Origin of the sequence: Methanobrevibacter sp., from assembly GCF_045586545.1 — an archaeon.
GTDB lineage: Archaea > Methanobacteriota > Methanobacteria > Methanobacteriales > Methanobacteriaceae > Methanocatella.
The window spans coordinates 1-10,368 of record NZ_JAZNAN010000096.1 but is presented as its reverse complement, the minus strand read 5'-3'; the positions used below and the strand labels follow the sequence as shown (position 1 = coordinate 10,368).

Annotated in this window: 8 protein-coding genes and 1 pseudogene; 6 read left to right on the top strand and 3 right to left on the bottom strand. The window is 32.1% G+C overall.

Annotated elements, in window-relative coordinates; translation table 11 throughout:
- Together ACKI3D_RS07430 and ACKI3D_RS07425 are read left to right on the top strand one after the other, a co-directional pair.
- Positions 1-119 (top strand): annotated as a pseudogene (locus tag ACKI3D_RS07430) (tyrosine--tRNA ligase); the annotation flags it as partial.
- Positions 120-329 (top strand): hypothetical protein, encoded by a 210-nt coding sequence (locus ACKI3D_RS07425; protein ID WP_407393352.1) that lies wholly within the window; start codon positions 120-122, stop codon positions 327-329.
- A 29-nt stretch (positions 330-358) separates the two neighbouring features.
- Here the strand turns inward: ACKI3D_RS07425 and ACKI3D_RS07420 are convergent, their stop codons facing one another.
- The gene (locus ACKI3D_RS07420; protein WP_407393350.1) at positions 359-1,135 is read right to left on the bottom strand and encodes a potassium channel family protein; all 777 of its coding nucleotides are present in this window, start codon (positions 1,133-1,135) and stop codon (positions 359-361) included.
- A gap of 15 nt (positions 1,136-1,150) precedes the next feature.
- Positions 1,151-1,729: a dTMP kinase gene (gene tmk / locus ACKI3D_RS07415; RefSeq protein WP_407393348.1), complete on the bottom strand. Its 579-nt coding sequence runs from the start codon at positions 1,727-1,729 to the stop codon at positions 1,151-1,153.
- A gap of 80 nt (positions 1,730-1,809) precedes the next feature.
- Here tmk and ACKI3D_RS07410 point away from each other — a divergent pair, with 80 nt between their 5' ends.
- The 4 genes from ACKI3D_RS07410 to ACKI3D_RS07395 all read left to right on the top strand — a co-directional run bounded on the left by ACKI3D_RS07410 (position 1,810) and on the right by ACKI3D_RS07395 (position 9,893).
- Positions 1,810-4,311: a DUF3656 domain-containing protein gene (locus ACKI3D_RS07410; protein WP_407393346.1), complete on the top strand. Its 2,502-nt coding sequence runs from the start codon at positions 1,810-1,812 to the stop codon at positions 4,309-4,311.
- Positions 4,311-6,728, top strand: coding sequence for a DUF3656 domain-containing protein (locus tag ACKI3D_RS07405; RefSeq protein ID WP_407393345.1), 2,418 nt, complete (start codon positions 4,311-4,313; stop codon positions 6,726-6,728). Before ACKI3D_RS07410 ends, ACKI3D_RS07405 begins: the two co-directional genes overlap by 1 nt.
- Before the next feature lie 77 nt (positions 6,729-6,805).
- Positions 6,806-8,731 (top strand): MutS-related protein, encoded by a 1,926-nt coding sequence (locus tag ACKI3D_RS07400; RefSeq protein WP_407393344.1) that lies wholly within the window; start codon positions 6,806-6,808, stop codon positions 8,729-8,731.
- A 520-nt stretch (positions 8,732-9,251) separates the two neighbouring features.
- Entirely contained in the window at positions 9,252-9,893 is a 642-nt protein-coding gene (locus ACKI3D_RS07395) for a DUF447 domain-containing protein (RefSeq protein ID WP_407393342.1), read from the top strand.
- 89 nt (positions 9,894-9,982) lie between these two features.
- Here the strand turns inward: ACKI3D_RS07395 and ACKI3D_RS07390 are convergent, their stop codons facing one another.
- Positions 9,983-10,120, bottom strand: a complete 138-nt coding sequence (locus ACKI3D_RS07390) for a hypothetical protein (RefSeq protein ID WP_407393340.1) — start codon at positions 10,118-10,120, stop codon at positions 9,983-9,985.
- Positions 10,121-10,368 lie beyond the last annotated feature (248 nt).

Below are 10,368 nucleotides of genomic sequence, written 5' to 3'. Positions count from 1 at the left end.
CGATCCGACTTAAAGAGTTTGGGGAAGGAAACTTGCACCCAATGGACTTGAAAAATGGAATCAAAGACTTCTTGATTGAATTCTTTGCTCCTGTAAGAGAATACATGGAGGAAAATTAAATGGTTGAAGAAAAACGAGAATATGAAATGGGTTTGCCTAATGGTGTTGGCGAACAGATGCTTGCTCATGCATTCGAAAAATTCGATGTTAAATTAGAACAAACCGAATGGGGTCCTAAATTAATCGGCGACTATGATGAGCTTGTAAAAGCTAGAGAATTTTTAGAAAATGCAATTAAAGATAGATTAAAAGAATTAGAAGAACTATAAGATTATAGTTAAGTCAGAGGGGAAATTAATTATTTCTTTTTTATAATTTCTTTTAATTCAATAATTTCCTCTTTTAATTCCTCAATTTTTTTATCATTTTCTTTAAGTTGTTCGTTGACTCTTTTTAACTCCAATTCATTGATTTTTGCAGTTTCTTTTAATTCATGGATATGATAAGTTCCTTCCTGCAATAGATTATCCATGAAATATGATGATATGGCTCCAGTAATCGCACTGAAAATAAACACCCCAATGATTAATAATATCAGGCTGAATACTTTACCATAAGTCGTGGATGGAATAATATCTCCATAACCGACGGTTGTTAAACTAACAACCACAAACCACAAATCATCAAACAGATTGTTCATACTAGGATCTATTAGATATAATCCTAACGTGGAGCCCATTACAACTAAAACAAAAACACAGATGATTTCATCCAAATGGGAATTTTTTAAGAATTCCCCTACGATTTTAAAATAAAGTATAATCAATAGCAAAACTCTGAAAAACTTAATGAATCTTATATACTCAAAACCTAAAAACGGAGCTAATAATAAATCGAAAGGAATTGCTGCGAGTAATCCTATGAAATTTTTCTTAAAATAATCTGATTTGTCTTGAGCATCGTAAAATCCTCTAAAAAAATCAGATAAAAGCACAAGACATACAAATATATCAAAAAAATAAATTGCATTAAACTCTCTTAAATTGAAAATTATTGCAGTTGATATTAAAATTATATTGATAATGATAATGATGCTCAATATCATTTGATATATATTATGAATCTTTGTTTTCATCTTTTCATCTATCCTCTATCTTATGCAGTCCGGACAAATTCCCAAATATGGTGCAACTGCTTTTTTAATATCTGAAGATACTTTATTTACCCCATTATTTGCATCAATTATTTCACAGGTATAGTTTTCAGCTAATTTCAGATAGTTTTCTTTAACACCAGTTAAAAACTCCTCATTTTCAAATGTATCCTCACCAGAAGTTCTTGCAACTGATCTTTTAACATCTAAATCTAATAATATAAGCAAATCGGGCTTTTTAGCATATCTGTTTAAAACTTCAATCCACTCGGCCGGTTCTTGATAAGCCAAACTTGAAATAAATGACCTGTCGGAAATGATTATTTTTGATTTGTCTTCAAGTTTATCCATTATTAACATCCTATCCGCCGCAAAAAGAAGCCCTAATGTTTTTTGAACACTATCCTCCTGTGCATCTGGACGTTGCAAAATCTTACGAATTAATTTGCCAACTTCAGAATCTGTCGGCTCGACTAATGTCTCGACTCTAAATCCATTATCCTCCAGCCATTTTTTCAGCATTTGGATTTGAGTTGATTTTCCGGACCCATCAATTCCTTCAAATACTATGTACATAAGATAGAATATGTTTTAATTTAATATATAATTAATTCCAAAAATAATAATGAATAATTTTAATCAAGGTGTAAAATTAAATGGTTTTAGAAGAATTACTAGCTCCCGCCGGTTCATATGATGTATTAGTTATTGCAGTTAACGCAGGTGCTGATGCAGTTTACCTTGCCGGGCAAAATTATGGGGCAAGAGCATATGCTAAAAACTTCACAATGGAAGAAATTAAAAAAGCAGTAAACTATGCTCATTTGAATGGTGCTAAAGTCCATGTAACTGTCAACACATTAATAAACAATTTTGAAATTGTTGATGTGATGAAATATCTATTCGAATTATACAAAATTGGTGTGGATGCAGTTATAGTTCAAGATTTCGGATTAATTTGGCTTTTGAAAACATTTATTCCGGATTTGGAAGTTCATGCATCAACACAAATGGGTTTAAATAATTATTCATCAATTAAATGGGCTGCAAAAAACAACATTAAAAGAGTGGTTCTTCCTCGTGAAGTCAATATTGAACAGATTAAGCAAACCACAGAACAGCTTAAAAAAGACAATATCGATATGGATCTTGAAGCATTTGGCCATGGAGCCCTATGCTATTGTGTCAGTGGAAAATGTTACATGTCCTCTTACAACAGCGGAAGAAGCGGCAACCGTGGAGCATGTGCTCAACCATGCAGAAGAGAATATCGTTTAAAATACAGAGGGTACAATATTGGAAACGGCTATCTTTTATCAACACATGACCTTGCAACCTACAACCATCTGGATGAAATTGCAGCTGCCGGAGTTAAATCTTTGAAATTAGAAGGCAGAATGAAATCTGGGGACTATATTGGAACCATCGTAAACAGTTATAGGAATCTCATAGATGGAAACCCTGGAGATTATAAAAAAGACTTGCACCTTGTTTTTAACAGACAATTTACTGATGGATATATGATGGGTGATAAACCTGGAGAAGTTATGGGAAGAGGTCATTCCGGCCATGAAGGATTATACATAGGAGACATCACAAATATTGAAGATACCAAAGTCACAATTGAAATCAAAAACAAGGAAATTCCAGTCATACTGGAGCCTGGAGATGGAATTGCATTTAAATACAATGGTAAGATTAAAGGAATTTATTTGGAAAACATCATAAAACAGGATGAAAATGAGATAATTATCGACACCACCCGCCTTGTTAAAGTTGGAACTGAAGTATTTATCAGCTATTCAAAATCCACTCATGATTATTTGAAGCAATTTGAAAAGGAAACTATTAAGAATAATGTCCCAATCAGTCTATCCTTAACTTGGGATGAAGATTTAAACCTTTTTACAAAAGTTGAATATTATTTGGATGACGAATTGATTAATTTCAGACATAAGACACTAGGCAAATTTGAAAAGGCAAAGAATAAACCAGTTAATGAAGAAACCATTGAGAAACAATTAAATAAAACCGGCGGAACACCATTTTATATTGAAAATATCCGCTTTAACAATATGCCTAAAGATATTTTCATCCCAATCAGCGAGATTAATCAAATCAGGCGAGAAATACTGGACACCGCAACAGAATTATTGATAAATCATTATACTCCAACTAAAAAGTCCGTTAAAGCTGTGCGTAAAGATTTAACAAAATTCTTTGAAGATTATGATAGTTTTAAAGGAAAAATTAAGAGAAAAACCCCTAAATTATCTGTATTTATAGATGATATTGCGCAAATTAAGGCAACATCAGGATTTGACTTGAAACGAATATATTTCGATGGAAATTGCCATTATAACAACCCTGATGATTACTTTGACAACATTAAAGAAACCTTGAAAAAAGGAAGTTTAATGGCCGCTCCAACAGAATTCGTTTGGGTTTTATCATCCTTTATATCCGAAGAAGAAGCAGTTAAATGCAATGAGATTATTAAAGAGCTGGAAAACGAAGGAATCATTATCTCAGTAATGGGAGATTTCCCCGGAATGGCAGAAATATTTGATTGTTCAATATATGGAAATCACAATTTGAATGTATGGAACAGCTTTTGTGTAAGGGATTTGAATGCATCAGGATTCAAATCATTAATCCTATCTTCAGAACTTTCCGGTGAGGAAATTAAAGAACTGGTGCAAAGAAATCATGACAGAAACATTGATTTGGAAATGATTGTCAATGGAAACCTTGAAGTTATTGTAAGCAAAGATGATTTTACCAATTTGAATGATGGAAAAGACTTCATTATTTCAAATGATGCTGATTATGCGACACTGGAAGACAAAAAAAGAAAGAAATTCAAATACAAAATATTTTTCGACTACAACCGTCAAAGCCACATTATCAACAAAGACTGCTTATGTTTAATTGAAGAAATAAATGAAATTAAACAAATGGGGCTTGATTCATTAATCCTTGACTGCAGATATTCGAATGAAAAATATACGTCACAAATTTTATCAATTTATAATGAAAGCCTTAAAGATAAAGACCTGGAAGAATTAACCAAATATAAATACCAAATCATGGACTTTTCACAATCCTACATTAACAAAGGCAATTATATTGAAGGCAGATTACACGAGGACAAATAATGAGAATCCCCGAATTACTTGCACCCGTTGGATCGATGGAACACTTGAAAATTGCAATTAATGCCGGAGCCAGTTCTGTCTATCTATCCGGAAAGGAATATGGCGCTCGCAAATTCGCCCAAAACTTTACGTTAGATGAAATCAACGATGCAGTAAACATAGCCCATATGCACAATGTTAAAGTTTACGTCACCGTAAACACATTAATTAAGGAATCAGAACTGGAAGACGTGATTAATTATCTGTCCAACCTATATGCAATTGGCGTGGATGCTGTTTTAATCCAAGATTTGGGCCTGGTTGAGTTGATTAATGAATATTTGCCTAACTTGAAAATCCATGCTTCAACACAGATGACAATGGAAAATCAACAGAAACTGGATTATATTGAAAGCAAGGGAATCAAAAGAGTTGTCCTTCCACGCGAGATGAAAAAAGATGAGATACAATCCTTGAAAACAGACATGGAACTTGAAATATTTGCCCATGGAGCACTATGCTATTCATATTCCGGACAATGTTTGATGAGCAGTTTCAAAGGCGGGAGAAGCGGAAATAGGGGGACATGCGCCCAGCCCTGTCGCCAAAAATACGCTCTTGATGGGATTAAACATCAGGATTACTACTTATCCCCAAGCGATTTATGCTTATTCAAAAATTTAAAAGAAATTGCCGAACTGAATATCAGTTGCATTAAAATTGAAGGCAGAATGCGAAGCAAAGAATATTTGGCTATTGTAATAAGCACTTATAGAAAAGCGTTGAACAAATTGAAAAGTGGAAAAGAAACTGAAAGTGAAGAACTGAATTTGGTGTTCAACAGAGGATTTAGCCAAGGAAAATTCAAAAACACATCAAAAAGAAGCCTAAGGGCCGGACATATCGGATTGAAAATAGGCCGTGTTATTGAAAACAAGAAGAATCAAATTGCAATAAAACTTTATGATTCAATCAAAACCATTCCTGAAAAAGGTGACGGATTGCTGGTTGTCAAAAATCAGAATGATTATGGCTTTGAAATCTCACAGGACCCGACAATAACCACACTGAATCACTTTAAAAAAGGCAAAAATAAGCAAGTGAAGGATTTAAGCCATGCCGATAAAGTTTTGATTGTTAAAAAAGTATGGCAAAATAAAAAAAGCGACTTCAACTTAAATGAATCTGATGTCTACTTAACAAAAAGAAACAGTTTGACTAAAAAGGTTAAAGAAATCGAAAACAAAGGCGACAGTTTTATCAAATCAAAATTGATATTAACATTTTCACTCAAGAACAAATTTCCACATCTGAAAGCCAGACTGACCCTTGCAAACAAAAAAGAGATTGAATGTGAAGTTGTTGGAAATGCTCCTTTTGAAAAACCTATTAAAAAAAGCGTCAGTGCGGATACAATTAAAAAGCAACTTTCAAAAGTGGACAACTATCCTTATCAGATTACACAAATCAATGCAAACTATGATGGAACACAGTTTACCCCAATAAGTAAAATCAATGAACTTAGACGCAATGTTTTTGAAAGATTAGAAGATGAAATCTGCAATTCATATAAAAATGAAGTTAAAAAGATTACACTGCCAAAACATAAAAACGAATCAAGACCAACTGAGACCAATATCTCATTTTATACCAACAACCTAAATCATTTAAGAGAAATTAAAAATGTTAAAAGGGTTTATTTGGAAATTCCTGTTAGAAATGATTCGCTAGACATATCCCAACATCCAAACTACAACATAAACTACATGGTCAATTTTATTAAAGAAGCATTTGAAATTTCATATGATAAGAACTATGAACTGATTTGGAAATGGCCTGATATCACACATGACAAATTTATTAAAGTTTTAAACAAAGTTAAAGCAATATTATACAAAATGCATTATGATATTCCAATCATGAGCAATAGTTTCAATGGTGAATATGGACCCTATTCCATGAACATCACCAATAATTCAACAATTGATTCGCTTAACGATTATAAGATTTTAACCGTATCGCCGGAATTGACTAAAAAGGATTATGAAGACATTATTGAATATTCAAGAAATCCTCAAAAACTAGAATTATTAGTTCAGGGATCAGTTGAATTAATGAAGACCAGATATCCGATATTATACAATAAGGAACTTGAAAATAATTCCAGATATTTAATTGATAGGAAAAACAACAAATATCCTATTCATAAAAGTTTATCAGAAGAAGAACTGATCATATTCAATGATAGTGAACTTTCACTTTTAGGAGAAATTAATCACCTTAAAATGATTGGATATGCTAATTTTGCAATAGATGGCCGATATAAGAACGACAATTATTACAAAATTATTGATATTTATAATGAAGCATTAAACGGAAATATTAACGAAAATGAATTGTTAAAATACAGTCCCAAAAATACAATGGGCAACTATTAATATTACTTTACAAATGCTCTCGGCAAGCTTTGATATATACTTTAAATATAAATTATTTTTACAAAGGGTTTGGTAAAATGCAAGGGGAAAGAATTACATTGCAAAACATAAAAGGAATCGGAGATAAAATCTCTGAAAAAATAATCAACAGTGTTGGAGGAGAAGAGGAACTCCAAAAAATAGTTGAAAATGTAGATGTTGAAAAAATAGCAAATATTGAAGGTATCAGCCAAAGAAAAGCTATTGAAATAATGAACCAACTATTAAATAATCCAGAATATGAGTTTATAAAAAGTGACCGGGCCATGGAGCTCTATGAAGACATTATAAACAAAATCTTATCATATTCAAACACTTCCTATTCAAAAAATAGAATTTTACTACTTTCTCCTTCCAAAGACATTGATAAAATTAATTCCCAACTTGATTTTGTAATGAATGCTAAAGAGCATGTCTCACAACTTCCAATCATAAAGCTGAGAGGATTGATGAAAAATCTAAAGGAAGTGGAAGATGCCAAACCAGAATATGACCCAAGCAAATGTATCCTAGTTGAAAGTGCCGAGGATGCATCATACCTAATGGATTTGGGCTTAAACCAATATTATCCAATAATCACCGCTTCAGATTCACCATTACTTCAGGAAGAAATGATGAATTATGATTTGGTATTTTATGTATACTCCCAGGGCATTATCGATTTTGAAGGAATGGCAAACCTTGTTATGATTAACATTGAAGAAGAGGATTATGAGATTGTTCCTGAAAAAATTATCAATTTCTTTATTCAGAATAAAGACCTATTCACAAGGGTTCATGAGATACAGAAAATAAGAAATAAGGAAAGCGTGCTGGGAGATATAATCCCAATCATTGATGAAGTGAATATCATTGACAAAAGAGAGGTTGATATTGAAGAGTTAGTTTATTCTCTAAAAGATGATATGGATGACGAATTGGAAAAATCCATTAAAAAAGTTGATCTTGAAGGAGATGAGATTCTCAATCTATTAAACAATAACTTCCCTCCAAAAATTAGTAAAATATTTGATGAGATTATAAATAAACGTAAGGAAATCATACGTGAAAAAACTGGGATGAGTTTTGATCCGTTTTTAAGAACATATCCGATAAAAATCGATGATGCAGAAATTCAAAGAGTGACCATGGAACAGTCATCTAAAAAGGAAAATGACATTTTCGACATTAAAAAAAGTGCTGCAATTGAACTGAATTCCATTAAAAAGAAAGCTATTGAAGAAGTTGAAGATGCAATCAGATTTGACTATGAATTTAGTTTAGGAAGTTTTGCATATGAATATGACTTATGCAGACCGCAGTTCAGTGATGAAATCAAGTTAAATGGAGCGCTACACCTAGAATTGGCACTTAAAAAAGATAAGGATTATGTTCAAAAAGTTGATTATCAGCTGACAAAAGATGAAAATATTGCACTTCTAACAGGGGCAAACAGCGGAGGAAAGACAACACTGCTTGAAACATTAACACAAATCGCCATAATGGCACAGATGGGCCTTCCGGTAAGTGCAGATAGTGCTGAAATAAAATTATTCGATGAAATTTACCATTTTTCAAAGAAAAGATCTTTAGATGCCGGAGCATTTGAATCTTTCTTGAATGTGTTCATACCAATCGTCACCACAAATAGCGAAAAGTTAGTACTATTAGATGAACTTGAAGGAATAACAGAACTTGATGCAGCAGTTAAAATCATATCCACATTTATTGATATGATAAAAGAATCTAATTCTTATGGAGTAATCGTTACTCACATGGCCAGAGAACTCATGAATTACACCGACATTAGAGTGGATGGAATTGAAGCTAAAGGATTGGACGAAGATTATAATTTAATTGTTGATAGAACACCTAAAATGAACTTCCTTGCAAAAAGTACACCTGAATTAATTCTAAAAAGAATTTATGAAAAATCAGATGATGAACTAAAAGTTGTATATGCCAGAATTTTAGAAAAATTCTAAAATCCATATACCACTTTTCTCTATTTTTTAGAAGAATAAGTTTAAAATTATTGCCAGTACATTATACAAAATATAATGTACTTTTCGCTCTACATATAATATTAGACCCCTCCACTATAAAAATGAAAATTTTGGAGGAACATAAATAATATTGTCTTGTTTTTCAATAGATGCAACGGTATCTGAAAGTGCGACTTTATGAAAAAACACAAATGTGACTGTCAAAAAAAAATGGTTAATGAATCTTAAGAAATTAGATTAAAAATAATCGATTATAAATGTTTTGCTCGTAACTTAAAGAAATAATCCTGATTCTTAAAATAGGAATGTGTCAAATGAAAAATATTATGGGGGAGCAATAGGCTTAAAGGAATCAATAAAATATGAATCAGAAACCTGCACTTTCAAGGACAATGAACCTGATGATGTTCATGAAGAGAGACAATCACTTTGCAAAATAAGTTTAATTATATTAATGAACAGATATTACTATTGAAATGTAATTATTATCGGTGATGAAATGGCTATGGATTTGACAGATATTGGAATTGAGGAAGGACAGAAATATGAAGGGATTTACACTACCATGAGCAGGGATGGTGTAAAAAATGCTGCACCAATAGGAATTGTATGCAAAGGCAAGGACAAACTTGGATGCAGATTATTTGTCGGTACTCAAACCCTGAAAAACATTATGGAAACACGCAAATATGTTGTAAACATTACTTTTGATCCTATAAATTTTGTAAATTCAACCATCGGAAACCTAGATATTGAAGAGTTTACAGATGATGATGACATTGCAATATTGAAAAATGCAGAGGCATATATCATTTGTGATGTTACAGACATTAGAAAAATGGACCCTATTAAAGACCATGTAACATCAAATGGAGAAGCATATATCATAAGCAGCGATGTTGTAGAAATCGTCAAAAACAATCCATGTGCAAAGGCTTTAAACCGGGGAGTATTCGCGCTTCTGGAATGCCTTACAAACTATACCCGACTGGACCTTGTAAGCAAGCAGCAGCAGGATTATTTCATCGGAAGGTTTAATGAAAACAATCGTATGATTAAGAGGGTTTCCGGACCGGATACAATAAAAGCCATGGAAATTCTTAAAAACAGCATGATAGAAAAAGGTTTTGATGTTAAATAGAACATGATTTTCCCTTTTATTTTAGTTGAGCGCATGGCAGGTACTGAATCCAATTAGTCATGAATAGTTTATTTTAATGGAAATAAGGCTTAATTAGATGATTCGCTCCAGTCATCACACGTATCATCCATTTTAACTAATCTTTCATGGTATCTGCAGTAGTATTGGGTGCAAAGGCCAATGTCAAATTCCACGTGTTCGCAGTTATAGCATCCTTTTTCATCCATGATATTTCCCAAAAATTTTATTGTTTGGTAGATTTTTATTTCAGGTCGCAAATATGTAATTTGCTTTTAAAAATAAATTTAATTAATAGTGGTTATTGCCAGTATACTATACAAAATATTTAGTACTTTTAGCTCTCTAATTATAATATAAAACAAAGAAGTATATATTTTTATTACTTTTAAATTTACCCGATATTTCAAAAATTTTATTACTTGTTTTATATAAAAAATATAATAAATAATATAAT

Excerpts from the sequence above, each read along its gene's own strand:
- ACKI3D_RS07425 (WP_407393352.1), top strand. The coding sequence starts at position 120 with ATGGTTGAAGAAAAACGAGAATATGAAATGGGTTTGCCTAATGGTGTT.
- ACKI3D_RS07395 (WP_407393342.1), top strand. The coding sequence starts at position 9,252 with ATGGCTATGGATTTGACAGATATTGGAATTGAGGAAGGACAGAAATAT.
- ACKI3D_RS07405 (WP_407393345.1), top strand. The coding sequence starts at position 4,311 with ATGAGAATCCCCGAATTACTTGCACCCGTTGGATCGATGGAACACTTG.
- ACKI3D_RS07390 (WP_407393340.1), bottom strand. The coding sequence starts at position 10,120 with ATGGATGAAAAAGGATGCTATAACTGCGAACACGTGGAATTTGACATT.
- ACKI3D_RS07410 (WP_407393346.1), top strand. The coding sequence starts at position 1,810 with ATGGTTTTAGAAGAATTACTAGCTCCCGCCGGTTCATATGATGTATTA.
- tmk (WP_407393348.1), bottom strand. The coding sequence starts at position 1,729 with ATGTACATAGTATTTGAAGGAATTGATGGGTCCGGAAAATCAACTCAA.
- ACKI3D_RS07420 (WP_407393350.1), bottom strand. The coding sequence starts at position 1,135 with ATGAAAACAAAGATTCATAATATATATCAAATGATATTGAGCATCATT.
- ACKI3D_RS07400 (WP_407393344.1), top strand. The coding sequence starts at position 6,806 with ATGCAAGGGGAAAGAATTACATTGCAAAACATAAAAGGAATCGGAGAT.